24 protein-coding genes are annotated in these 22,780 nt (G+C 72.0%); 13 read left to right on the forward strand and 11 right to left on the reverse strand.

Annotation, left to right across the window (positions count from 1 at the left end):
• Positions 1-2: 2 nt before the first annotated feature.
• From DEJ12_RS00310 to DEJ12_RS00325, 4 genes are all read right to left on the reverse strand, one after another.
• Entirely contained in the window at positions 3-869 is an 867-nt protein-coding gene (locus DEJ12_RS00310) for an SMP-30/gluconolactonase/LRE family protein (RefSeq protein WP_375334585.1), read from the reverse strand.
• Positions 870-909: 40 nt separating this feature from the next.
• Positions 910-1,530 carry a DedA family protein gene (locus DEJ12_RS00315; protein WP_071404822.1) on the reverse strand — a complete coding sequence of 207 codons (621 nt, stop codon included), beginning with the start codon at positions 1,528-1,530 and terminating at the stop codon, positions 910-912.
• Between the two features lie 67 nt (positions 1,531-1,597).
• A complete protein-coding gene (locus DEJ12_RS00320; RefSeq protein ID WP_111028649.1) occupies positions 1,598-2,257 on the reverse strand; it encodes a FadR/GntR family transcriptional regulator in 660 nt (219 codons plus the stop codon).
• Entirely contained in the window at positions 2,254-2,976 is a 723-nt protein-coding gene (locus DEJ12_RS00325; RefSeq protein WP_111028650.1) for an SDR family oxidoreductase, read from the reverse strand. The genes DEJ12_RS00320 and DEJ12_RS00325 overlap by 4 nt, the downstream gene beginning before the upstream one ends.
• 45 nt (positions 2,977-3,021) lie before the next feature.
• Between DEJ12_RS00325 and DEJ12_RS00330 the strand changes: the two genes are divergently transcribed.
• From DEJ12_RS00330 to mnhG, 7 genes are all read left to right on the forward strand, one after another.
• A complete protein-coding gene (locus DEJ12_RS00330) occupies positions 3,022-3,774 on the forward strand; it encodes an SDR family NAD(P)-dependent oxidoreductase (protein ID WP_111028651.1) in 753 nt (250 codons plus the stop codon).
• 101 nt (positions 3,775-3,875) lie between these two features.
• On the forward strand, positions 3,876-6,788 hold the full coding sequence (locus DEJ12_RS00335; RefSeq protein ID WP_111028652.1) for a Na+/H+ antiporter subunit A: 2,913 nt from the start codon (positions 3,876-3,878) through the stop codon (positions 6,786-6,788).
• Complete coding sequence (locus DEJ12_RS00340; protein WP_110865552.1) at positions 6,785-7,195, forward strand: Na(+)/H(+) antiporter subunit C; 411 nt, start codon at positions 6,785-6,787, stop codon at positions 7,193-7,195. The genes DEJ12_RS00335 and DEJ12_RS00340 overlap by 4 nt, the downstream gene beginning before the upstream one ends.
• Positions 7,192-8,883, forward strand: a complete 1,692-nt coding sequence (locus tag DEJ12_RS00345) for a Na+/H+ antiporter subunit D (protein ID WP_111028653.1) — start codon at positions 7,192-7,194, stop codon at positions 8,881-8,883. Before DEJ12_RS00340 ends, DEJ12_RS00345 begins: the two co-directional genes overlap by 4 nt.
• Complete coding sequence (locus DEJ12_RS00350) at positions 8,880-9,461, forward strand: Na+/H+ antiporter subunit E (RefSeq protein ID WP_111028654.1); 582 nt, start codon at positions 8,880-8,882, stop codon at positions 9,459-9,461. Before DEJ12_RS00345 ends, DEJ12_RS00350 begins: the two co-directional genes overlap by 4 nt.
• Positions 9,458-9,796, forward strand: a complete 339-nt coding sequence (locus tag DEJ12_RS00355; protein WP_051597118.1) for a hypothetical protein — start codon at positions 9,458-9,460, stop codon at positions 9,794-9,796. The genes DEJ12_RS00350 and DEJ12_RS00355 overlap by 4 nt, the downstream gene beginning before the upstream one ends.
• Complete coding sequence (mnhG, locus tag DEJ12_RS00360) at positions 9,793-10,149, forward strand: monovalent cation/H(+) antiporter subunit G (RefSeq protein WP_071245814.1); 357 nt, start codon at positions 9,793-9,795, stop codon at positions 10,147-10,149. Before DEJ12_RS00355 ends, mnhG begins: the two co-directional genes overlap by 4 nt.
• A gap of 77 nt (positions 10,150-10,226) precedes the next feature.
• Here the strand turns inward: mnhG and DEJ12_RS00365 are convergent, their stop codons facing one another.
• Entirely contained in the window at positions 10,227-11,468 is a 1,242-nt protein-coding gene (locus DEJ12_RS00365; protein WP_111028655.1) for an MFS transporter, read from the reverse strand.
• 560 nt (positions 11,469-12,028) lie between these two features.
• Positions 12,029-13,072, reverse strand: a complete 1,044-nt coding sequence (gene mgrA, locus DEJ12_RS00370; protein WP_111028656.1) for an L-glyceraldehyde 3-phosphate reductase — start codon at positions 13,070-13,072, stop codon at positions 12,029-12,031.
• Between the two features lie 90 nt (positions 13,073-13,162).
• Here mgrA and DEJ12_RS00375 point away from each other — a divergent pair, with 90 nt between their 5' ends.
• The 3 genes from DEJ12_RS00375 (at position 13,163) to soxR (ending at position 15,298) form a co-directional block, all read left to right on the forward strand.
• A complete protein-coding gene (locus tag DEJ12_RS00375) occupies positions 13,163-13,618 on the forward strand; it encodes an iron chaperone (protein ID WP_196783353.1) in 456 nt (151 codons plus the stop codon).
• 2 nt (positions 13,619-13,620) lie between these two features.
• Complete coding sequence (locus DEJ12_RS00380; protein WP_258370544.1) at positions 13,621-14,667, forward strand: YdcF family protein; 1,047 nt, start codon at positions 13,621-13,623, stop codon at positions 14,665-14,667.
• 79 nt (positions 14,668-14,746) lie between these two features.
• Positions 14,747-15,298, forward strand: a complete 552-nt coding sequence (gene soxR, locus DEJ12_RS00385; RefSeq protein ID WP_111028657.1) for a redox-sensitive transcriptional activator SoxR — start codon at positions 14,747-14,749, stop codon at positions 15,296-15,298.
• Here the strand turns inward: soxR and DEJ12_RS00390 are convergent.
• On the reverse strand, positions 15,295-15,735 hold the full coding sequence (locus tag DEJ12_RS00390; protein WP_216852147.1) for a MarR family winged helix-turn-helix transcriptional regulator: 441 nt from the start codon (positions 15,733-15,735) through the stop codon (positions 15,295-15,297). The two genes, soxR and DEJ12_RS00390, sit on opposite strands and share 4 nt — an antisense overlap.
• A gap of 46 nt (positions 15,736-15,781) precedes the next feature.
• Between DEJ12_RS00390 and DEJ12_RS00395 the strand changes: the two genes are divergently transcribed.
• Positions 15,782-17,035 carry a multidrug effflux MFS transporter gene (locus DEJ12_RS00395; protein ID WP_111028658.1) on the forward strand — a complete coding sequence of 418 codons (1,254 nt, stop codon included), beginning with the start codon at positions 15,782-15,784 and terminating at the stop codon, positions 17,033-17,035.
• A gap of 115 nt (positions 17,036-17,150) precedes the next feature.
• Here DEJ12_RS00395 and DEJ12_RS00400 read toward each other — a convergent pair whose 3' ends face one another.
• Entirely contained in the window at positions 17,151-17,858 is a 708-nt protein-coding gene (locus tag DEJ12_RS00400; protein WP_181433079.1) for a phosphatase PAP2 family protein, read from the reverse strand.
• A gap of 98 nt (positions 17,859-17,956) precedes the next feature.
• On the opposite strand from DEJ12_RS00400, the gene poxB reads away from it, so the two are divergent.
• Positions 17,957-19,681 carry a ubiquinone-dependent pyruvate dehydrogenase gene (gene poxB / locus DEJ12_RS00405; protein ID WP_111028660.1) on the forward strand — a complete coding sequence of 575 codons (1,725 nt, stop codon included), beginning with the start codon at positions 17,957-17,959 and terminating at the stop codon, positions 19,679-19,681.
• A gap of 66 nt (positions 19,682-19,747) precedes the next feature.
• Here poxB and DEJ12_RS00410 read toward each other — a convergent pair whose 3' ends face one another.
• Positions 19,748-20,431: an SDR family NAD(P)-dependent oxidoreductase gene (locus DEJ12_RS00410; RefSeq protein ID WP_111028661.1), complete on the reverse strand. Its 684-nt coding sequence runs from the start codon at positions 20,429-20,431 to the stop codon at positions 19,748-19,750.
• 101 nt (positions 20,432-20,532) lie between these two features.
• Between DEJ12_RS00410 and DEJ12_RS00415 the strand changes: the two genes are divergently transcribed.
• Positions 20,533-21,375, forward strand: coding sequence for a helix-turn-helix transcriptional regulator (locus DEJ12_RS00415; protein WP_111028662.1), 843 nt, complete (start codon positions 20,533-20,535; stop codon positions 21,373-21,375).
• A 43-nt stretch (positions 21,376-21,418) separates the two neighbouring features.
• Here DEJ12_RS00415 and DEJ12_RS00420 read toward each other — a convergent pair whose 3' ends face one another.
• The gene (locus DEJ12_RS00420) at positions 21,419-22,366 is read right to left on the reverse strand and encodes a hypothetical protein (RefSeq protein ID WP_111028663.1); all 948 of its coding nucleotides are present in this window, start codon (positions 22,364-22,366) and stop codon (positions 21,419-21,421) included.
• Complete coding sequence (locus DEJ12_RS00425) at positions 22,363-22,713, reverse strand: PadR family transcriptional regulator (protein ID WP_111028664.1); 351 nt, start codon at positions 22,711-22,713, stop codon at positions 22,363-22,365. Before DEJ12_RS00425 ends, DEJ12_RS00420 begins: the two co-directional genes overlap by 4 nt.
• Positions 22,714-22,780 lie beyond the last annotated feature (67 nt).

Raw genomic sequence — 22,780 nt, forward strand, 5'->3', positions numbered from 1 at the left:
AGTCAGGATACGGCAGCGTCCCGCGTCGTCGTGGCGATCCGGTACACCGACGTGGTCGCGGTCAGGAAGAGCGTCGTGCCGTCGTCGCCGCCAAAGCACAGGTTCGACGTGACCTCCGGCACGGCGACCGCACCGATCCGGGCACCCGTCGGGTCGAACACGACGACGCCGCGGTGCGAGGACGACCAGACGTTGCCGTGCACGTCGACCCGGATGCCGTCCGGCGCACCCTCTCCGGGCTCGAGCCGCGCGAACACCCGGCCGTTCTTCAGCAGGTCGCCTCGGCGGTCGTAGGCGCGGATGACCGGCTCGTCGCCCGACGAACTCGCGATGTACAGCACCCGCTCGTCCGGGTCGAAGGCCAGGCCGTTCGGCTCGTCCAGGTCGGTCGCCACTGGTCGCAGGTCCTCGCCCGCCGGGCCGCACCGGAACACCCAGTGGTCGCCGTACTCACGCACGCCCGGGTGTCCCTCGCGCGGCTGGGTGATGCCGTAGGCGGGGTCGGTGAACCAGACGCCGCCGTCCCGCGCGACCACGACGTCGTTCGGGGAGTTGAACCGACCGCCGTCCCACACGTCGACGATCGGCGTGACGACGCCGTCGCGGTCCCGCTCGACCCGACGCAGCCCGTGCGAGCACTGCACGACGCTGCCATCCCGGTCGAGCGTGCGGCCGTTGGTGAACTCGACACCGTCCGCGTACACCGAGGTCTCCCCCGAGTCCGCGTGCCACTGCAGGATCCGGTCACCCGGGATGTCGGACCACCGCAGCGTGCGCGTCGACGGGAGCCAGCAGGGCCCCTCGGCCCAGGTGCTGCCGGTGGCGATGCGCTCGAGCGCGTCGGGGTCCGGTACGAGGTCGTCGAGCAGCACGGGTTCTCCTTCGAACGGGGTGCTCAGCCTACGTTCGTCAGGCCGCGGCCGCAGCCTCGCTCCGGCGTCGCACGGCCTTCTCGATCGCGGAGATCGCGAGGCCGAGCAGGATCGACGCCACGACCGCGAGGGTCGTGACGAGGAAGGGCTGCTCGCGGCTCCAGCGCCCGGTGGCCGAGGCGATGCCGACGCAGTACGCGGCCCACACGACGTCGGCGAGCACACAGCTGAGCAGGAACCGCCGGAGGTCGAGCCCGCTGTCCGCGCCGACCAGGTTCGTCGTCAACCGGCCCATCGGGATGAAGCGTCCGAGCACCGCGATGCGCCCGGGAGCGGCACGGTAGCGGCCGTCGATGGCGTCCCGGGCCGCGCGGACCTTCGGACGCGCGAACCACGACCTCGAGCCGAGGTCGACCGACCGCGCCAGGTGGTAGAGCCCGAGGTCGCCGAGGACCATCCCGATCGACGCCGCGACGACGAGGAAGAGGACCGGCAGGAGACCACCGTCACCGCCCACCAGGAGCGTGCCGATCGCGACGACGAGTGCCTGGCTGGGCAGGAAGACCGCGACGCTGCCCACGGCGAGCACGAGGCCGACCACGAAGAACGCCCATGGGGTGCCGACGAGCTGGACGACCAGGTCCTGTGCTGCGTCCACGACTCACCCTCCACGGGCACCGGAGGGGCGCGCCGGGGTCCATCCTCGCAGGTCCGGCGCGCCCCGCTCACGTGCGGTCGACGATCGCCCGCATCGTCGCGGCCGCGTCGTCCGGCCGGCCGTCGAGGACGGCGTCGGCGAGTGCCAGGTGGAGGCCGACGTCGTGCCGGTCCGGGCGGATGCCCCCGCGTTCGCGCAGCACCTGGCCGACGACCTGGTGCAGTCGTCGGTACAGCGCGTTGCCGGACAGGTCGAGCACGAGCGCGTGGAACCGCACGTCCGCGGCCACGAAGTCGGGGCGGTCGTCGCGGGTCGCGGCGGCGGCGAGTTCGTCCGCGGTGGTGCGGAGGGCCTCCCGTCGGTCCGCGCACGCGTCGAGCGCCGCTCGCCGGGCCGCTGCGGCAGCGGCGGCGGGTTCGACCGCCGCCCGCAGCTCGCGGAGCTCGGCCGCCACGCGCTCGCCGTCGGGGCCCCGCAGGCGCCACCGCACCACACGCGGGTCCAGGACGTCCCACTCCCGCAGGTCGAGGACGGTCACGCCGACCCGGCGCCGCGCGGTGAGCAGGCCGAGGGCGACGAGGACGCGGACGGCCTCGCGGACGATGCTGCGACTGGCGCCCGTCCAGGTCACCAGGTCGTCGACGCTCCGGCGGCTGCCCACGGCGACCGCACCGGAGACGACAGCGGCACCGACCTGGTCGAGGACCCGTTCGAAGGTGCTCGTCACCGCTGCGAGACCGGCGACAGCACGAGCTCGTCGATGCGCACGTGCGCCGGCGACCCGAGCACGAAGGCGACCGTCCGCCCGATGTCCTCCGGTTGGAGCATGCGCTGCCGCGCGGCCGCGTCGGGGACCTCCGGCCGCTGGTCGAGGAAGTCCGTCGCGACGTCACCCGGGCACAGGTGGGTGGCACGCACGCCGTGCTCGGCCTCCTGCTGGTTGAGCGTCCGGACGACCGACGCGAGCGCCGACTTGCTCGCCGAGTACGCGACACCCGCCCCGGGCTGGAAGGACCACCCGGCGTACGACGAGACGACGACGACCACGCCGCCGGCCGCGCGGAGTGCCGGCAGCGCGGCGTCCACCAGCGAGACGACGGCGGTGAGGTTCGTGTCCACGATCGCGCGGAAGTCGGTCAGCGACTGGTCGTCCCACCGGCGCCTCGGGGCGTTGAGCCCGGCCGCCAGCACGAGCCCGTCGAGCCGCCCGTACCGGTCGAGCACGGTGTCCCGCGCGGCGGTGACGGCGTCGGGCTCGTTCGCGTCGAGGGGCAGGACGTCCGCGGTTCCCCCGGCGTCGCGGATCGTGCGTGCGACCTGCTCGAGCCGCTCGGCACGGCGCCCGCTGAGGACCACGGTCCAGCCGTCCCGCGCCGCCGCCTCGGCGCTCGCGGCCCCCATGCCGCTGCCCCCACCCGTGACCCAGAGCACACGCTGATCCGTCATGCTCGAATAGTATGCCTATTCAAGGCACCGACGACGGGAGCAACGATGCACCTCGACCTGACCGACCGCGTGGTGGTCGTGACCGGCGCAGCGCGCGGGATCGGCCGCACGCTCGCCGACCGCTTCGTCAGCGAGGGGAGCCGCGTCGTCGCGCTCGACCTGGCCTTCGAGCCGGGCTTCCCGCTCGACCACGTCGTGTGCAACGTCGCCGACCCGCAGTCGGTTCGCGACGCCGTGGACGAGGTCGTCCGGCGGCACGGCACGATCGACGTGCTGGTGAACAACGCCGGCATCAACGTCACGGGCACGGTCGCCGAACTGGAGTGGGACGCCTGGCGCCGCTGCATGGACGTCAACCTCGGCGGCACGTTCCTGATGAGCCAGGCCGTGGCTCCGGTGATGCAGGCCGCCGGGCGCGGGCGGATCATCAACGCCGCATCGTTCGCGGCGATCGTGCCCAGCGTCGGGAGCGCTGCCTACGCGGCGTCGAAGGCAGCCGTCGTCTCGTTCACCCGGGTCCTGGCGTCGGAGCTCGGCCCGTGGGGGATCACCGTGAACGCCTACGCACCGGGCATGGTGCCGACGGCGATGAACGGCTTCGCGACGATGCCGGCCGAGGCGCAGGACCGCCTGCTCGACACGCTGTCGCTCCGCCGGTGGGAGACCGCGGACGACGTCGCCGACCTGCTCGTCTTCGTGGCGAGCGACGCTTCCGGGTACATCACCGGCACCCTGCTCGACGTCTCCGGCGGCAAGCTCGCGACCCAGATCCCCGCTCGCGCGCACGGCCGGACCTGAGCGGACTGCTGTCCGGCCGCACAGGTTCTCCACATGGCCTCCTCCGTAGGCTGTGAAAGCCCAGTGAGCCGGACTGCAGCCCGACCCCGAGGAGGTGCCCGATGGTCCTCGTCCTCGTCGCGTTCGCGATCGTCGCCCTGATCGTCCCCGCCCTGACCCCCGTCCTCGGCCGCCGCGTCTTCTACGTGGCGGCCCTCGCCCCCGCCGCGGCGGCGGTGCTGACGATCGCGCAGACCGACGCCGCCCTGCACGGCAGCGTCGTCGAACGGCACCAGTGGGTCCCCCAGCTCGACCTCGACGTCACGCTGCGGATGGACGCCCTGTCGTGGGTGCTCGCCCTCGTGGTGTCGATCGTCGGCGCGTTGGTGCTGGTCTACTGCGCCTCGTACTTCGAGCGGGACGAACCCGGGCTCGGTCGGTTCGCCGGGGTCCTGACCGCCTTCGCCGGCTCGATGTACGGCCTCGTGATCGCCGACGACGTCATCGTCCTGTTCGTCCTGTGGGAGGCCACGACGGTCTTCTCCTACCTGCTCATCGGGCACGACGCCGCGAAGCGTGCCAGTCGTGCCGCCGCCATGCAGGCGCTCGTGGTCACCACCGCGGGTGGTCTGGCGATGCTCGCGGGCCTCGTGATGCTCTCGGTCTCGGCGGGCACGACCTCGCTGTCCGCGATCGTCGCCGATCCCCCGAGCGGCACGGTCGTCTCGGTGTCGGTGGTCCTCGTGCTGCTCGGGGCGCTCACGAAGTCGGCGATCGTGCCCTTCCACTTCTGGCTCCCCGCCGCGATGGCCGCACCCACACCGGTCAGCGCGTACCTGCACGCCGCGGCGATGGTGAAGGCCGGCATCTACCTGGTGGCCCGGCTCGCCCCCGCGTTCGCGCTGCTCGACGGCTGGCGCGAGACGATCACGCTGCTCGGCGTCGCCGGGATGCTCGTCGGCGGGTACCGCGCCCTGCGGCAGACCGACCTCAAGCTCCTGCTCGCCTACGGCACCGTGGCCCAGCTCGGGTTCCTCGTGCTCGCCGCCGGCTGGGGTGCCCCCGCGGTCGCCCTCGGCGGGGTCGTGCTCCTCGTGGCCCACGCCGCCTTCAAGTCGACGCTCTTCCTGGTCGTCGGCGCGATCGACCACGTCACCGGCACGCGTGACCTCGGTCGACTCAGCGGGCTCGGCCGCGCCCGCCCGTGGCTGGCGGTCGTCGCGGTGCTCGCGCTGCTGTCGATGGCCGGGATCCCGCCGACGATCGGGTTCGTCGCGAAGGAAGCCGTGCTGACCGGGTTCACCGAGTCCCTGCACGGCCCCGACGCCGGCTGGGCCTGGTTCGCCCTGATCGGTGTGACCGTCGGATCGGTGCTCACCGTGGCCTACTCGCTGCGGTTCCTGTGGGGCGCCTTCGCCCGCAAGCCCGGCATCGCGACCACCGAGCCGCACGCCCTGCACGGCCTCGCCGTCGTGCCCTCGGTGCTCGCGCTGGCCGGCCTTGCCCTCGGCCTGCTCACCCCGGTGGTCGCGCACGGCATCGAGCCCGCTGCCACGACCGCCGCACTCGGTGGCGAGGACGTCCCGCACCTCGCGCTCTGGCACGGCCTCGAACCCGCGCTCGGCCTGTCCGCGATCACCCTGGTCGGCGGCCTCGCACTGTTCGCCCTGCGTCGTCCGGTCGAAGCGCTCCAGCACCGGCTCGCGGGGTTCCCGAGCGCTGCGGGCACGTACCGGCACGGCATGCGACTGCTCGACCGCGGGGCGACCGGACTCACCGCGAGCCTGCAGCGCGGCTCGCTCCCCTACTACCTGACCGTGATCCTGTCGGTCTTCGTCGCCGGGGCGCTCGCCAACCTGGTGCTCGGCGGGCCGTGGGAGTTCCACGTCCGGTTCGCCGACTCGTGGGGCCAGATCCCGGTGATGATCGTGATGTCGATCGCGGGCATCGCGGTGCTCACGGCGAAGACCCGGTTCGCCGCCGCGGTCCTGGTCGGCGTCACCGGCTACGGCCTCTCGGTGCTGTTCGTCCTGCACGGCGCCGTCGACCTCGCCCTGACGCAGCTCGTGGTCGAGACGGTCACCCTGATCGCCTTCGTCCTGGTGCTCCGACGGCTGCCCCCGCGCATCGCCACGACCAACCCGTCGCGGTTCCGGGTCGTGCGGGCGCTCTTCGCCGGGCTGGCGGGGCTGACGCTGGCGATCGTCGTCGTCGTCGCTGCCTCGGCCCGAACGGCACGCCCCCTCTGGCCCGACCTGCCCGCACTGACGAGCTCGTTCGGGCACGGTCTGAACGTCGTGAACGTCGCCCTCGTCGACCTGCGCGGCTGGGACACCCTCGGTGAGCTCACCGTCGTGGTCGCCGCGGCCACCGGCGTCGCGAGCCTGATCTTCGTGAACTCGCGCGAGGACACCCTGCCCCGGCTGCGCGACCTGCCCGAGACCCTGACCGCGAACGGCGAGCGCACCGACGGCGAGCCCCGCGCCTGGCTGCCGACGAGCGCCGCGATCCCGACCGGCCGTTCGGCACTGCTCGACGTGGTCGTCCGCCTGCTGTTCCACGGCCTGATCGTGCTGTCGGTGTACCTGCTGTTCGCCGGGCACAACTCGGCCGGTGGTGGGTTCGCCGGTGGCCTGGTCGCCGGCATCGCGCTCGCGGCCCGCTACCTGGCCGGCGGCCCGGCCGAACTCGGTGCAGCGGCTCCGGTGCGTGCCGGTCGTCTGCTCGGCCTGGGGGTCGCGACGGCAGCCATCACCGCGATCGTGCCGCTGTTCTTCGGTCGCGAAGCCCTGTACTCCGAGTTCTTCGAGGCCACGGTCCCGATCCTCGGGCACGTCGAGTTCGTCACCGCCACGTTCTTCGACATCGGCGTGTACTTGGTCGTCGTCGGCCTGGTGCTCGACGTCCTCCGCAGTCTCGGTGCCGAGGTCGACCGGCAGCGCCTCGAGGACGCCTCGACCCCGACCCGCGACACCACCGAGGGGTCCGTCAGCGACGCCCTCGATGCCCCCACCCCGGAAGGGAGCGCCACGTGACCGTCACCCTCGTCCTCGTGATCGCCATGGCGGTGCTCTTCTCGTGCGGCGTCTACCTGCTGCTCGAACGCTCCCTGACCCGGATGCTCCTCGGCTTCCTGCTGCTCGGCAACTCGCTCAACCTGCTGCTGCTGGTGATGTCCGGCGCCGCGGGCGACCCGCCGATCGGCAAGAGCGCCGAGGGCATCACCGACCCGCTCCCCCAGGCGTTCGCCCTGACCGCGATCGTGATCACCTTCGCCGTCAGCGCGTTCCTGCTGGCCCTGATCCACCGGTCGTGGCAGCTGTCCCGCGCCGACGAGGTCGAGGTCGACGAAGCCGACGCCGCCATCGGCCGCGACCGCGACGAGGCGGCCGACGAAGACCCGGAGACCACCACCGACGCAGAACAGGAGGCGACCCGATGACCTGGCTCGTCCCGCTCCTCGTCCTCGTCCCGCTGCTCGGTGCCGCGGTCGCGCTCGGACTCCTCCGCCACCAGAAGCTCCAGCGTGCGATCACCGTCGTGGTGCTCGTCGTGGCCCTGGCCGTCGCCGCCACGCTCATGGTCCTGGTCGACCGGCACGGCACGATCGTGGTGCAGGTCGGCGGGTGGGACGCCCCCTACGGCATCTCGCTCGTCGTCGACCGGCTCAGCGCGCTGCTGCTCACCGTCAGCGCGAGCGTCCTGCTGCTCGTCCTGCTCTTCTCGATCGGACAGGGCCTGGCCGCCGACGACGAGGACGCCCCGGTCACGATCTTCTACCCGACGTACCTCGTGCTCGCGGCCGGTGTGCTCGACTCGTTCATCGCCGGTGACCTGTTCAACCTGTACGTCGCGTTCGAGATGCTGCTGGTGGCGAGCTACGTGCTCATCACGCTGGGCGGCAGCGAACAGCGCGTCCGGGCCGGCACGACGTACATCGTCACGAGCCTGATCGCGTCGGCGATCTTCCTCGCCGCCATCGGGCTGGTCTACGGCGCCACCGGCACGGTGAACATCGCCCAGATCAGCGAGCGCGTCGCCGACCTGCCGGAACACGTCCAGTTGCTCCTGCACACGATGCTGCTGATCGGGTTCGGCATCAAGGCGGCCGTGTTCCCGCTGGCGTTCTGGCTGCCGGACTCGTACCCGACGGCCCCGGCACCGGTCACCGCGGTCTTCGCGGGCCTGCTGACCAAGGTCGGCATCTACGCGATCATCCGGCTCGAGACGGTGATCTTCCCACGACCACAGCTCAACGAGGTGCTGCTCGTCGTCGCCGCACTGACGATGGTGGTCGGGGTGCTCGGCGCGGTGTCGCAGACCGACGTGAAACGGCTGCTGTCCTTCACGCTGATCAGCCACATCGGCTTCATGGTGATGGGCGTCGGACTCGGCACCGTCGCGGGGACGGCGGCAGCGGTGTTCTACACGGTGCACCACATCGTCGTGCAGACCACGCTGTTCCTGGTGTCCGGTCTGATGGAGCGCGTCGGCGGGACGACCTCGACCCGGTCGCTCGGCGGACTGCTGAAGGCCGCACCGCTGCTGGCCGCCCTGTACCTGATCCCCGCGTTCAACCTGGGCGGGATCCCGCCGTTCTCCGGCTTCATCGGCAAGCTCGGCCTGTTCCGAGCCGCCGCCGAGGACGGCTCCCCGATGGCGTACGTCACCATCGGCGCCGGCGTCGTCACCTCCCTGCTCACCCTGTACGCGCTCATGCGGGTCTGGGACGCCGCCTTCTGGCGGCCGAAGCCGGCGGCCGAGGCCGCCGCCCCGCACGCGACGAGTGCCGAACCGCACGCCCACCTGCGGTCGCCGGAACCGGCGCCGCTCACCGTCTCCGAGGAGACGGGCGAGGCGTACCACCCGGGAGGCTCGGTGACGGTCACCGACGCACCGCACGCGGCCCGTGCCTCCAGTCCGACCACCGGCGCGACCGAGGCGGTCGGCGAGGCTCCCGAGAAGGTGCGCCTGCCGCGCATGCTCGTCGGCGTGACGACCGTCGCGGTGCTCGGGTCCGTTGCCCTGACGGTCGTCGCCGGCCCGCTCTACGGCTACGCGACCCGCGCAGCGGAGTCGCTGGAGTCGCCCGACCGCTACGTGCAGGCCGTGCTCGGAGGTGAGCGATGACCGACGTCCGCCGCATCTCGAACGCCAGGCGGATCGCGCTGGCGTGGCGCTACGACGTGCCCCTGGTCGCGGGGCTCACCGTGCTCTGGGCGCTGCTCTGGGGGTCGTGGACCCCGCTGACGCTGCTGTGCGGCATCGTCGTGGCGCTCATCGTCACCCAGGCGCTGCCGCTCCCGCCGGTCCCCCTGTCCGCACGGTTCTCGATCGTGCACGTGCTGCGGTTCCTGGCGGTCTGGTCCGGGCTCGTCGTCGTGGCGTCCTTCCGGGTCGCCTGGGTCGCGTTCCGTCCCCGGGGTGTACGGCGGAGCTCGATCACGCTCGTGCAGCTGCACTCGACCTCCGAGATGACCTTCACCCTGGCCACGCTCGCGATCTCGCTCGTGCCCGGCTCGTACGTCGCCGACGTGGACCTGCGGCGCCGTCGCCTGCTGCTCCACGTGCTCGACACCGAGCGCCTCGAGCAGGTCGAGGACGAACGCCGCGTCGCACTCCGGATCGAGGCCATGGTCATCCGCGCACTGGGATCCAAGCAGGACGTCTCCGAGCTGTCCGAGCCCCTGCCGGAGGTGACCCGATGAGCCCCGCCGTCGTCGTGATGGGCATCGCCGTCGCGCTCGTGCTCGCGCTCCTCGGGGCGACGTTCGCCCTCGCGGTGTTCCGCATCGTGCGCGGCCCGACGATCCTCGACCGCATGATCGGCTCCGACATGGTGCTGACCACCGTGCTCGTGGTGATCGCCGCCGCGATGGTCATCCGCCAGGACCTGACCGGCATCCCCGTGCTCGTGGTGATCTCGGCGACGAGCGTCTTCGCCACGGTCGCCGTCGCCCGGGCCGTCACGCCCTCGGCCGACCCGTCCGACGAGGGACTGACCGTCACCACCCCCGAGCGCGCCGAGGAGGACCAGTCGTGATCGAGATCATCGAGTCGTTCGTCGACGACGCCGGCATCCGCGCCTGGATCGCCATCGGGCTGCTGCTCGTCGGGTCGCTGCTGTCGCTCGGCGCCGGGGTCGGCATCGTCCGGTTCCCGGACCCGCTCGTCCGTCTGCACGCCATGGCGAAGCCGCAGGTGCTCGGGCTCGCACTCGCTCTGGCCGCCATCGTGGTCGCGGTGTGGACGTGGACGGCGTTCTGGGTCGTGCTGCCGATCATGGTGTTCCAGCTGTTCCTGGTGCCGGTGTCGACGCACATGATCGCGCGCGCCGGCCTGCGTGCCGACGACTACCGGCACGAGGACCTGCTCGTCGACGACACGGAGTCCTGACGCACCGACTTGACGGACCGGAGGCCCGTGGCGGCGTCGCCACGGGCCTCCAGTCCGTCAGGTGGTCACGTTCGCGGTCAGGCGGTCGCGACCCGGCGCGGGAGCAGCAGGTTGCCGACCGCCGCGACCACGACGATCGCGGCGGAGACCGCCGGCAGCAGCATCGCGGCCGCGGTGCCGTGGTGCTCGGCGACGTCCCCGGTGATCGCGGAGGCGATGGACTGGCCGACGATGACGGCGGACCCGAGGATCGTCATGGTGGTGGCGGACCGGCCGACCGGTGAGCGGTCGGAGCCGAGGCTGTACTGGGCGACCAGGGTCGGCCCGATCCCGATGCCCATGATCGCGAGGACGACGCCCGCGGCGACGACGGAGTCGGCGCTGGCGAACGCGATCGCACCGCCGAGGAGCACGACGCCGAACACGAGCCAGCGCCAACCGAGGCCGAAGGCCCGGGGGAACGCCGCCGACCCGAGTGCCAACCCGGCGGATCCGATGCCCATCAGGCCGTAGAGCAGGCCTGCCTGCGAGGCCTCGCCGTGGGTCTCCATGAACGCCGTCAGCGAGGTGAGCGTCGAGCCGAAGAACAGGCCGATGCCGAGGATGCCGACGACCACGACGACGAGCCGCGGACGCAGGAGCTGCCGCGCGGGTGCCTGCGTCGACTCCGCGTGCTGGCCGACCACGAGCTTGCCGGTCGGGTGCAGCGCGAACGCCGTCACGAACACGAACGTCAGGACCGAGGCGCCGGCGACGGCCACCCACGGGGCGATCGCGCTGGCGAGGATGCCGACCAGGAACGGGCCGATGATGAACACGGTCTCGTCGGCGGCGGACTCGTAGGCCATCGTGCCGCTGAGGGTCTTCTCGCGCCGCGCCGGGGCCATCCGCTGCCGGATGATCGCGACGAGCCGGGTGCGGGACATCGGGGCGACCTGCGGGGCCGAGGCACCGATGCAGAACGCGACCGCGAGGACGGCGAGGTCGGGCGCGGTGCCGCTGACGACGAACGGGAAGAACCCGAGCAGCGCCGCGTTCACCAGGCCGACGGGGACGAGCACCGCCCGCTGGCCGTAGCGATCGGCCGCGGCGCCGACCATCGGGCCGAAGATCGCGGAGCCGATGCCGACGGCGGCGGAGTTGATGCCGCCGAGGGCGACGGAGTCACGGGCGGCGACGACGAGGGTCAGGACGCCGACCACCATCATCGCGAACGGGAGCCGGGCGATGAACGCCACGGGGAAGTACCAGCGGCCGGCGAGGGAGACGAGTGAGCGGTCCGGAGCGGGCGGGGCGTCGGTTGAGCGGGTCTGGAGCATCGGGGTTGTGCCTTCTCGGCCCGCCCGGTTCGGTGGCGGCGGACCCATCGGGTGCCGCCGTTGTCCGCCGGGATGCCGGCGGCCGGTAGATACACACTGCGTGTTGTCGAACGCTGTCGATGGTACCAACCGGCCGCCGCGCACCGGAGGAGTTCGCTCCTGGCGCCGTCCCGGCGGTCAGCCGTGTTGCGGTCGCAGACCGTCGCCTGCGGCGCCGTCAGCCGACAGGTCGCGACCGGTCGGCGGGCGACCCGCGACGTGTCGTGACCAGTCGGCGCGGGCCGACCACGCGACGCGACGCGACCGGACGACGGACGGGAGGCGCGTGGCGGCGTGCCCCGCGCCTCCCGGCCGCCGCGCCGCGCGCCCAGGGCCCCGCAGCGGTCACGACACCCCGTCGGCCGTGCGCGGCACGGTCGCAGACCGTCGCCTGCGGCGCCGCCAGCCGACGGTTCGTGACCGGTCGGCAGGAAACCCGCGACGTGTCGCGACCAGCCGGCGGGACCCGCCGAACAACCAGATGCGACCGTCCGAGGGACTGCTGCGGCGCGGCGCTCGGGTCAGGAGACCTCGCCCGCGCGGGCTCCCGCCCACAGGTCGACGTCCGTGATGCCGACCGAGTGCTCGTCGATGACGCGGAGCTCCTCGTCGGTGAACGACGTGTTCGACAGCGCGGCGACGTTGTCCTCGAGCTGCGACACCCGCGAGGCGCCGATCACGAGCGAGGTCACCCGCTCGTCACGGAGCGCCCAGGCGAGGGCGAGCTGCGCGAGGGACTGTCCGCGCGCGGCCGCGACGTCGTTCAGGGCGCGGAGGTGCTCGACGACCTCGGGCGTGATGCTCGACGCGTCGAGGGACTTGCCCGCTGCCGCGCGGGAGTCCTCGGGCACACCGTTCAGGTACTTGCCGGTCAGGAGCCCCTGCGCCAGCGCGGTGAAGCCGATGACGCCGAAGCCGAGCTCGCCGGCGGCGTCGAGCAGCCCCTCGGTCTCGATCCAGCGGTTGAGCATCGAGTACGAGGGCTGGTGGATCAGGAGCGGGGTGCCGAGGTCGCGGAGGATCTCGGCTGCCTTCCGGCTGCGCTCGGCGTCGTACGACGAGATGCCGACGTACAGCGCCTTGCCCTGCTGGACCGCGGTGTGCAGGGCGCCCATCGTCTCCTCGAGCGGGGTCGAGGCGTCGAGGCGGTGCGAGTAGAAGACGTCGACGTAGTCCAGGCCCGTGCGCTGCAGCGACTGGTCGAGCGAGGCGAGCACGTACTTGCGCGAGCCACCGCCCTGCCCGTACGGCCCCGGCCACATGTCCCAGCCGGCCTTCGTCGAGACGACCATCTCGTCGCGGTAGGGCCGGAAGTCCTCGCGCATCAGGCGGCCGAAGTTCACCTCGGCGGCACCGTACGGCGGGCCGTAGTTGTTCGCGAGGTCGTGGTGGGTGATCCCGAGGTCGAACGCCCGGCGGCTGATGGCGCGCTGGTTCTCGAAGGGCATGTCGTCCCCGAAGTTGTGCCAGTACCCCAGGGAGAGCAGCGGCAGGTCGAGGCCCGAGCGGCCGGTCCGGCGGTACGTCATCGAGTCGTAGCGGTCGTCACTGGCGATGTAGGTCATGGGACGAGCCTGGCACTCGTTCGAGCCATGGCCTCGCATGCTTCGCTTCGCGGACCCATGATGGGTGCACGAGACCACGAGGAGACGACGATGGCACGGACGACGAAGACCGAGACCACCTTCACCGACGAGGAGCGCGCGGCGATGCAGGAGCACGCCGCGGAGGTCAAGCGCGCCCGCGGCACGAAGGGCACCAAGGCCGAGAAGGCAGCGGCCGACGCCGCTGCGGTCGAGGCGAAGATCGCCGAGATGCCCCAGCCGGACCGCGGTCTGGCGGAGCGCATCCACCGCATCGCGCTCGAGGTCGCGCCTGAGCTCGCGCCGAAGCTCTGGTACGGCATGCCCGCCTACGCGCGGGACGGCAAGGCGGTGTTCTTCTTCCAGGACGCCGCCAAGTTCAAGGCCCGCTACGCGACACTCGGGTTCCAGGACTCGGCCGCGCTCGACGACGGCACGTTCTGGCCCACGTCGTGGGCGATCAGCCCCGAGTTCTCCGAGGCCGACGAGGCACGGGTGGCCGACCTGATCCGTCGCGCGGTCGGCTGACGGTGGTCGGGCTGGGCGCCGCTCCCGTCTTCGCCCTGCTGTTCCTGGTGCTGTACGTCCTGGGGCGGCGACGGGACCCGCGGATGCTCCGCAACGGGGTGTTCCTGACGGCGGCCGTGCTGTTCGGGCTCGCGACGGTCGTGGCCGTGCTCACCAGGGTGGTCCCCGGGTTCAGCCTGCTCGTCGCCGTGGTGCTGCTGCTCGTGCCGCTCGCCGTGGTGGTGCTCGGCGTCGCCCTGGTCGCGAACGGCCTGCAGATGCTCCGGGCCGAGGGACGCAGCGTCGGCAACCTGCTGTCGCTCGCCGCCGGGGTGGCGGTGTTCGTGCTGCCGGCGATCGCCATCGCCCTGCTCGTCTCGGGCAGCGGCGAGGGTTTCACGCTCTGGGACGGCACGAAGATCGCGGTCGCCGTCCTGATGGTGTTCGTCTGCGGGTACTTCGCCCTGTCGCTGGTCGCCTTCGCCCTGTACTCGGTGGTCTACGGGCGGACGCGGCACGGCATCGTCCCCGACACGATCGTGGTCCTTGGCTCCGGTCTCGTGCACGGCGAGGTCCCGCCCCTGCTGCAGAGCCGGCTCGACCGCGCGCTCGGCGTCTACCGGGCCGAACGAGCCGCCGGACGCCATCCGCTCCTCGTGCCGTCCGGCGGACAGGGCGACGACGAACCCCGCCCCGAGGGCACCGCGATGGCCGAGTACCTGGTGGCGCACGGTGCCGATGCGGACGACGTCGTGGCGGAGACCGCGTCGCGGAACACCCGCGAGAACCTCCGGTTCTCGCGGGACGTGCAGACGGCCGCCGGCCGGGACGGCCAGATGGTCGTGGTCACGAACAACTACCACGTGCTGCGGGCCGCGACCCTGGCCCGTCGCCTCGATCTGCCGGCCCAGGTCGTCGGCGCGCGCACGGCGGCGTACTACGTCCCGAGTGCGTTCCTGCGGGAGTTCGCCGCGGTGATCGTCGAGCACCGCTGGCTCAACGTGGTCGCCTGCACGCCGTTCGTGCTGTTCACCGGGTTCCTGCTCTGGGAGTCGTTCCAGCAGCGGTAGACGCGACCCACGGGCGGACTGGAGGCCCGTGGCGGGCCCGCCACGGGCCTCCAGTCCGAGCCGCCGTAAGATCTCGACCATGGTCGAGATCCAGCCGCCACGTCCCACCGACCTGCTGCCCATCGGCGAGATCGTGCGCCGCACGGGCGTCGCCGCCTCGGCCCTGCACTTCTACGAGCGCAAGGGGCTGATCCACCCGGAGCGCACCGACGGTGGCACGCGGATGTACCCGCGGCACGTCGAACGGCGGATCGCGATCATCCAGGTGGCCAAGCGCCTCGGCATCCCGCTCAGCGAGGTCGCCGAGCAGTTCGAGGCCCTGCCCGCCGACCGGATGCCCTCGCTGCGCGACTGGAACCGGTTGAACGAGCGGTGGCGCGCACGACTGCGGGCCCGCCAGCTCGAGCTCGAGCGCCTGCAGCAGGAGATGACGCAGTGCATCGGCTGCGGGTGCGTCTCGCTCGGGGCCTGCTCGGTCGTGAACCCCGGTGATGCCCTGGGCGACGAGGGGCACGGTGCGCGTCGCCTGCTGCCGATCCAGGACGAGGCGGCCGACGATGCCGACACCGCTGCCGACGACGCCGCTGCCGCTGCCGCTGCCGCTGCCGCTGCCGAGGACGCTGTCGCCTAGCCCGCGCGCAGTCCGTCGTCGATCCGCTGCAGCAGCTCCAGCGCCTCGACCGCACCCCGTTCGTCGCCGCCGAGGGCCGTCCGGAGCTTGCCGGACCAGTGCCGGTAGAGCCGGTCGACGCTCTCCTGGGCCAGGGCGGTCGAGTGCAGCTGCACGGTCCGGGCGTCCGCCGGGTCCTGGCGCCGCTCGACCATGCCCTTCGCCACGAGCGACCGGAGCGCGACGCTGAGGTTGCTGCGCTGCAGGGCGGTCGCCTCGGCGGTGGCACTGGGCGAGGTGCCGGGGTTGCGGTTGATCCAGCGCATCACGAGCGCCTCGGTGCCGGTCAGCGGCACGATGTCGAGGGTCTCCGAGCCGTGCGGGTCGATGTCGCGCGCGATCCGGAGCAGGACGTCCGCGAACTCGGCGAGGACGTGGTCGGACACGGCGGAGTGCATGACCGTACTGTACCGATCTCGGGCGATGAGTTATGCTTTCATAACAATGACCACGGACACCGGAACCATCCGCGCGACGATCGCGACACCCACGACCAAGCAGCAGGGCATCACGACCGCGCTGCTCCTGGTGCTCGGCCTGCTCAGTGCCGTCGCCCCCTTCGCCACCGACCTGTACCTGCCGGCGTTCCCGCAGATGACCACCGAGCTCGGGGCGAGCGCCACCGCCGTCCAGCTCACCCTGACCGCGTTCCTGGTGGGCGTGACCGCGGGCCAGCTCGTGTTCGGTCCGCTGTCCGACCGGTTCGGCCGCGTGCCGCCGCTCATCGCCGGTGCCGCGGTGTGCGTGCTCGCGAGCATCGCCGCGGTGCTCGCGCCGAACATCGGCGTGCTCATCGCTGCCCGCCTGCTGCAGGGCCTCGGCGGTGCAGCCGGCATGGTGATCAGCCGTGCGGTCATCTCCGACCTGGCGACCGGCAAGTCCGCCGCCCGTGCGTTCTCGCTCATGATGATCGTCGGCGGGGTCGCCCCGGTCGTCGCACCGCTGCTCGGCGGCCTGCTCACCGGTCCGATCGGCTGGCGTGGCCTGCTCTCGATCGTGCTCGGCCTGTCGGTCGTCATGCTCATCGCGGTCCTCGCCGTGATCCGCGAGACCCACCTGAAGGAACACCGCGACGCCCTGCGCGAGGAACGCCGCGGCTCGGGCTCGGCGCTCCGTGCCCTGCGCTCCCGCACGTTCCTCGGCTACACCGCCGTGTTCGGCTTCGCGTTCGCCGTGATGATGGCCTACATCTCCGCGTCGCCGTTCCTGTACCAGGACATGATCGGCTTCGGCACGGTCGGCTACGGCCTGGCCTTCGGGCTGAACGCCCTGGCGCTGATGGGCGTCAGCATCCTGTCCGCCAAGCTCACCGCGACCCGTTCGGTCACGGGCGTGCTGTCGCTCGGCATCGTGCTGGTGCTCGCGTCGACCGTGGCGTTCGCGCTGCTCGTCGTCTCCGGGGCGCCGTTCATCTGGCTCGCCGTGCCGCTGTTCACCGCGGTCGGCTCGCTCGGCCTGGTGCTCGGCAACGCCACGGCACTCGCCCTCGGTGCCGTGCCCTCGGCCGCCGGCAGCGCCTCGGCCGTGCTCGGTGCCCTGCAGTTCGGGCTCGCGGCGCTCGTGTCCCCGCTCGTCAGCATCGGCGGCTCGGACACCGCGGCGCCGCTGGCGATCGTGATGCTCGCCGCCGCCGTGGTGGCCGTCGTGGCGCTGCTCGCGGCGCGGGGCCGGACCAGCCGGACCAGCGCGCTCAGCTGAGCCGGAACGACACCCGCCGCTGACGTGGAACGACACTGTCGACGTCGCCCGACATCGACAGTGTCGTTCCGCGTCGACCAGACCGCCCCCGCACCCGGCCCCAACCAGCCCGGCGTCAGCCCCGCGCCGGCCGCAGGAACGGCACCCGCGGCATGAGCCAGTCGACCCACACCACCCGCACCCCCGGCGCCACGGCCAGTGCCCACAGGATCGAGGCAGCGGCGTCGGTCGGGTAGTGGACCGCGTCGATCGACACCGCGAAGAACACGATCACGATGGCCACGACCCCGAGCGTCAGGGCGAGCCGGTGCCACCGGGTCTCGCGGAGCAGCCAGATCAGGGCGATGACGAACGCCGTGATGTAGACCGTGTGCCCGCTCGGGTACCCGGGGTCGGGCTGCACGGGGAACGGGTGCGGCAGCACGGCGACGTCGGGCCGGGCGCGGTGCACGATCTCCTTCACGATCGCGGACGGCACCCACGTGATCGCGATGGTGCCGCCGAACGCCAGGGCCGGGCGCAGGTCGCGCGTGCGCCACCAGATCACGGCGACGACGACGACCGTGATCCCGATCGCCGGTGCCGGACTGATCACGTGGTAGACCGCCGTGCTGAACGCCCCGATGAACCCGGTGTGCAGCGCGTTGAGGGCTTTGGACAGCCCGAGGTCCACGGTGCCGAGGGTGAACCCGACGATGGTGATGACCACGACCGCGATGACGGCGATCGCCACCGAGACGAGCGGGTACGGCGAGCGCTCGAGGATCCCGTCCGCGGCGGGCTCCCGTCGGCGGGGACGGAGGAGCGGCGCGTCGTCGGTCATCCCGCCATCGTCGCAGTCCGACCCCGGCATCCCAGGGCGAGTGAGCCTCACAAAACTCCGAAAGCGTTCAGCGCAGCGGTCGCGAGTAGACAGGGCACATGCCAACCGTTGCCGAGAACATCGTCGCCACCCTCCGCGCCAACGACATCCACCGGGTCTACGGCCTGCCCGGGGACTCCCTGAACGGCTTCACCGACGCCCTGCGCAAGGACGGCACGATGCGGTGGGAGCACGTCCGTCACGAGGAGGCGGCCGCGTTCGCCGCCTCTGCCGAGGCCGCCCTGACCGGTGACCTGACCGTCTGCGCCGGCAGCTGCGGGCCCGGCAACCTGCACCTGATCAACGGCCTGTACGACGCGAACCGTTCGCGGGTACCGGTGCTGGCGATCGCCGCCCACATCCCCACGGCCGAGATCGGCTCCGGTTACTTCCAGGAGACCCACCCGCAGGAGCTGTTCCGCGAGTGCTCCGTCTACGTCGAGTACGTCGCCGACCCCGTCCAGATGCCCCGCCTGCTCGAGATCGCCATGCGTGAGGCGATCGAGAAGCGCGGCGTCGCCGTGCTCGTGATCCCGGGCGACGTGCTGCTCGCCGAGGCGAAGGACGACCGCGCCACCCGCATCGAGCGGGCCACCCCGCGCATCGTGCCGAGCGAGGCCGAGCTGCAGCGCACCGCCGACCTGCTGAACGGTGCCGACCGGATCACCATCCTGGCCGGAGCCGGCGTCGTGGACGCCCACGACGAGGTCGTCGCCCTGGCCGAGCGGCTGCAGGCCCCGATCGTGCACGCGCTGCGTGGCAAGGAGTACATCGAGTACGACAACCCGTACGACGTCGGCATGACGGGGCTGCTCGGCTTCGCCTCGGGGTACCGCGCGATGGAGGACGCCGACGTCGTGCTCATGCTCGGCACGGACTTCCCGTACCAGCAGTTCTTCCCGGCCAAGGCGAAGCACGTGCAGGTCGACATCCGCGGCTCGCAGCTCGGCCGCCGGCACCCCGTCGACATCGGGCTGGTCGGCACCGTCAAGGACACCGCCCTCGCGCTCATCCCGCTGCTGACCGGCTCGCACCCGACGAAGCACCTCGAGGACTCGCTCAAGCACTACCGGAAGACCCGCGAGAAGCTCGACGACCTGGCGGTCCCCGCCGGGAAGAAGAAGCCGCTGCACCCGCAGTACGTCGCCCGGGTGCTCGACCGGCTCGCCGCCGAGGACGCCGTCTTCATCCCCGACGTCGGCTCCCCCGTCGTCTGGGCCTCGCGCTATCTCACCATGAACGGCAAGCGCCGGCTGATCGGCTCGTTCGTGCACGGCACGATGGCGAACGCCGTCCCGCAGGCGATCGGTGCGCAGACCGCGTTCCCGGACCGGCAGGTGATCGCCCTGGCCGGTGACGGCGGGCTGACGATGCTCCTCGGTGAGCTCATCACGATCGTGCAGAACAAGCTGCCGGTGAAGATCGTCGTGTTCGACAACTCGTCGCTCAACTTCGTCGAGCTCGAGATGAAGGCCGCCGGCTTCGTGAACTACGGCACCGAGCTGCAGAACCCGGACTTCGCCGCCGTCGCCGAGGCGATCGGCATCAAGGGCTTCCACGTCGACGTGTCCGACGACTTCGAGGACGCGATGGCCGCCGCGCTCGCGCACGACGGTCCCGCGCTCGTGTCGGTCCGCGCGAACCGCCAGGAACTCTCCATGCCCCCGGCGGTGACGCTCGAGCAGGCGAAGGGCTTCACGCTCTACGCCATCCGCACGGTGCTGTCGGGTCGCGGTGACGAGCTGCTGGACCTCGCGTCCACCAACGCGCGCCAGCTGCTGTAGACGGCAGCGGATGACGGCCTGGAGGCGCGGTGCCAGCTGGCACCGCGCCTCCAGGCCGCCTTCCCGTCACCACCCGAGCGTCTGGCCGTCCTCCAGGAACACGCCGGTGGGGCCCTCCGGGCCCGCGCTCGCGGCGGCCGCGATCGTCGCCGCGCTGACCTCGACGGGGCGACCGTGCGGGTTCGGCATGCCACCGAACTCGGTGGCCGTGTAGCCGGGCTCGATCGCGACGAAGTGCACCTCGGGCACGACGCGTGCGTACTGCACGGTCAGCATCGAGACGGCGGCCTTGGACGCGCCGTAGACCACCGCCGGCACGGTGAACGCGGGCTTCGACGGGTCGTGGGTGGCGGTGAAGGAGCCGAGCGCACTCGAGAGGTTCACGACGATCGGGTTCGCGGAGCGACGCAGGAGCGGCAGCGCGGCCTCGGTCGCGCGGATCGTGCCGACGGCGTTCGTGTCGAAGACGGCGAGCGCCTCGGGCCCGCTCTGCCCCCAGACGGCGATGCCGGCGTTGTTGACCAGCACGTCGAGTCCGCCGTTCGCGTCGACGTGGGCGAAGGCCGCGGCGACCGAGTCGTCGTCACGGACGTCGAGCTGGACGGAGCGGGCGCCGATCTCGGCGGCGACCGCGGCGCCCTGGTCGGCGTCACGGGCCCCGATCCAGACGGTGTGGCCCGCCTCGACGAGCTGGCGGGCGGTTTCCTTGCCGAGGCCGCGGGTGGCCCCGGTGATGAGTGTCGTTGTCATGGGTCCAGCGTCACGCTCGGCGACGACCGCAGGGAGTCGCCCGGTTGTCGTAGGACCGGCAGGGCCAGGACCCGGTCGACCGTCGCGCGCAGACTGGGGACATGGCGGACACGGACTTCGGGCACACCCTGCGGCGACTGCGCGACCACGTCTCCCCCGAGGCGGCGGGCGTGGTCGTCGGGCCGCGTCGGCGTGCGTCCGGTCTGCGGCGCGAGGAGCTGGCCGGGCTGGCGGGGATCTCCGCCGACTACCTGACCCGGCTCGAGCAGGGGCGGGCGACCTCGCCGTCCGCCCAGGTCGTCGAGGCGCTCGCGCGAGCGCTGCGGGTCGCTGATGCCGACCGCGAGCTGCTCTACCGGCTCGCCGGGCACGCGGTCCCCGGCGCCGACGTGGTGCCGTCGAGGATCCCACCGAGCGTGCAGCGACTGCTCGACCGCCTGGCGGACACCCCGGTCGCGGTGCTCGACGCCGCGGGGAACCTGCTCGTCGCCAACGCCCCGTACGACGCCCTGATGGGGCCGATCGGGGCGCTGCGCGGGAACGACCGGAACACCGCGTGGCGGCACCTGGTGGGGTCCGGCAGCCGCGCCGTGCACACGCCCGAGGAGCAGGCGGCGTTCGAGGCGAACCTGGTGGCGGGGCTCCGGATGACCGCGGCCCGCTACCCGCTCGACCGCCAGCTGCAGCAGCTCGTGCGGGAACTGCGGTCGGCGAGCCCGCGGTTCGTCGAGCTGTGGGACTCGGGCGCGACCGCGCTCAGCGAGACCGCCCGCCGGAAGGTGATCGACCACCCGGACGTCGGGCTGATCACGCTCGACTGCGACACCCTGGTCGTCGGGCCGGAGGACCTGCGGATCCTGGCGTACACGGCCGAGCCCGGTTCAGTGGACGCGGAGCGTCTGGCGCTGGCGATCGTGGTGGGGACGCAGTCGTTGGTGGAGTGAGGCGGGTTCGATCTCTGTGTGCCCCGACTCCGACGCGGCCGGACTAGCGAGCGGGCCGCACAGGTCTCCGCGGTGGGAGCGCAAGGGAACCACGACTGTGGAGGACGAGCAGGACCAGCCCGAGGGCCACCGGGAGTGCCACCAACTCGACGGACCCGCTCCCGACGTCCATCGCGCGGACTTCGTTCACCGCGAGCGCCCCGACGTACGGGACGAGACTCAGGACGATCGTGAACGCTGTCCGCCACCACCGCATGATCGCGAGAACGACGGCGCTGATCTCGAGCACTGCCGTCCCGTACCAGGCGTAGAGGTTCCCGTCCCACAGGGACCGGCTGTACTGCCACTGTCCGGGATCGCTGACGCTGCAGTAGCTGAGGGCGCCGAGCAGGAACCATCCGACGGCTGCTGCCGCGGTGTGCTGGGAGCGGTGCGGGCGCCCGAGGACCGCGACGACCGCACACGCGCTGAGCAGGAGCAAGGTCGCCCGGTCGACACTCCAGACGCCCGGGTACCGGTTCAGGAGGTACGGCGACACGGTCCCGAGCAGCACGGACACCAGGAGGACGACGCGCCCGACGTTCCACCGGCCGGAGAGCGCAGCGACGAGGGCGATCACCCAGAGCGCCGCGAACACGAAGCCCGTGTCGCGGAAGGGTCCGACCTGCACCATCGATCCCGGAGCCGGGTTGCCGGTGATCCACGGCGCCCAACTCGAGAACAGGAACTCGGCGAGAGCAAGCCCGGAGCCCAGGGTCAGGGCCACCGTGCTCACGGGGTTCCGCACATCGGCCACCACGAGCCTGTCGAGCCGCAGGCCCACGCCGTGCTCAGCGATGGCCCGACGTTCCTGGCGGGTCGGACGCTCTCGGCCATCGCCCTCGGCGACGTCGAGGAGTGTCCCGACGAGCGCGTCGGCGTTCGCGGACCGCCACGCAGCCGGGTACCAGGCGAGCAGTCGCCGGTACCGAGCTTCGAGTTCGGCGCTCATGCTCCGGCCACCTTTCCGGAGATGCTCGACGCGCGCGGCAGACGGGCACGCACCGCGCGCAGCCTGACCTCGAGTCGCTCGGTCTCCAGCGCGAGCCGCTGTTCGCCCTGGGTGGTGAGGGCGAAGTAGCGCCGGAGACGCCCCCCAACGACTTCGTCTCCGGCGCCGGTCACCAGTCCGTCCTGTTCGAGACGTTCCAGTGTCTTGTACAGCGTCGTCACCGGCAGGCTGACGTCGCCCTCCGTGAGCTCGGTGACGGCCTGGATGATGCCGTACCCGTGGAGCCGTCCCCGGGCGAGGGTGGTCATGACCCAGAACGCCGGCTCTCGCAACTCTGCTGTTCGCATGGTGAGACCATATGCCCGAAATGGGAATATTTCCACCTCTCCAGATGAGCGCTGCGACGACTGCGGC

The organism is Curtobacterium sp. MCLR17_059 (genome assembly GCF_003234665.1).
GTDB classification, from domain to species: domain Bacteria; phylum Actinomycetota; class Actinomycetes; order Actinomycetales; family Microbacteriaceae; genus Curtobacterium; species Curtobacterium flaccumfaciens.

Excerpts from the sequence above, each read along its gene's own strand:
- DEJ12_RS00375 (WP_196783353.1), top strand. The coding sequence starts at position 13,163 with ATGGCACGGACGACGAAGACCGAGACCACCTTCACCGACGAGGAGCGC.
- DEJ12_RS00415 (WP_111028662.1), top strand. The coding sequence starts at position 20,533 with ATGGCGGACACGGACTTCGGGCACACCCTGCGGCGACTGCGCGACCAC.
- DEJ12_RS00335 (WP_111028652.1), top strand. The coding sequence starts at position 3,876 with ATGGTCCTCGTCCTCGTCGCGTTCGCGATCGTCGCCCTGATCGTCCCC.
- DEJ12_RS00390 (WP_216852147.1), bottom strand. The coding sequence starts at position 15,735 with ATGCACTCCGCCGTGTCCGACCACGTCCTCGCCGAGTTCGCGGACGTC.
- DEJ12_RS00345 (WP_111028653.1), top strand. The coding sequence starts at position 7,192 with ATGACCTGGCTCGTCCCGCTCCTCGTCCTCGTCCCGCTGCTCGGTGCC.
- mgrA (WP_111028656.1), bottom strand. The coding sequence starts at position 13,072 with ATGACCTACATCGCCAGTGACGACCGCTACGACTCGATGACGTACCGC.
- DEJ12_RS00425 (WP_111028664.1), bottom strand. The coding sequence starts at position 22,713 with ATGCGAACAGCAGAGTTGCGAGAGCCGGCGTTCTGGGTCATGACCACC.
- DEJ12_RS00420 (WP_111028663.1), bottom strand. The coding sequence starts at position 22,366 with ATGAGCGCCGAACTCGAAGCTCGGTACCGGCGACTGCTCGCCTGGTAC.
- DEJ12_RS00355 (WP_051597118.1), top strand. The coding sequence starts at position 9,458 with ATGAGCCCCGCCGTCGTCGTGATGGGCATCGCCGTCGCGCTCGTGCTC.
- DEJ12_RS00350 (WP_111028654.1), top strand. The coding sequence starts at position 8,880 with ATGACCGACGTCCGCCGCATCTCGAACGCCAGGCGGATCGCGCTGGCG.
- DEJ12_RS00400 (WP_181433079.1), bottom strand. The coding sequence starts at position 17,858 with ATGACCGACGACGCGCCGCTCCTCCGTCCCCGCCGACGGGAGCCCGCC.
- soxR (WP_111028657.1), top strand. The coding sequence starts at position 14,747 with ATGGTCGAGATCCAGCCGCCACGTCCCACCGACCTGCTGCCCATCGGC.
- poxB (WP_111028660.1), top strand. The coding sequence starts at position 17,957 with ATGCCAACCGTTGCCGAGAACATCGTCGCCACCCTCCGCGCCAACGAC.
- DEJ12_RS00365 (WP_111028655.1), bottom strand. The coding sequence starts at position 11,468 with ATGCTCCAGACCCGCTCAACCGACGCCCCGCCCGCTCCGGACCGCTCA.
- DEJ12_RS00395 (WP_111028658.1), top strand. The coding sequence starts at position 15,782 with ATGACCACGGACACCGGAACCATCCGCGCGACGATCGCGACACCCACG.
- DEJ12_RS00410 (WP_111028661.1), bottom strand. The coding sequence starts at position 20,431 with ATGACAACGACACTCATCACCGGGGCCACCCGCGGCCTCGGCAAGGAA.
- DEJ12_RS00325 (WP_111028650.1), bottom strand. The coding sequence starts at position 2,976 with ATGACGGATCAGCGTGTGCTCTGGGTCACGGGTGGGGGCAGCGGCATG.
- DEJ12_RS00330 (WP_111028651.1), top strand. The coding sequence starts at position 3,022 with ATGCACCTCGACCTGACCGACCGCGTGGTGGTCGTGACCGGCGCAGCG.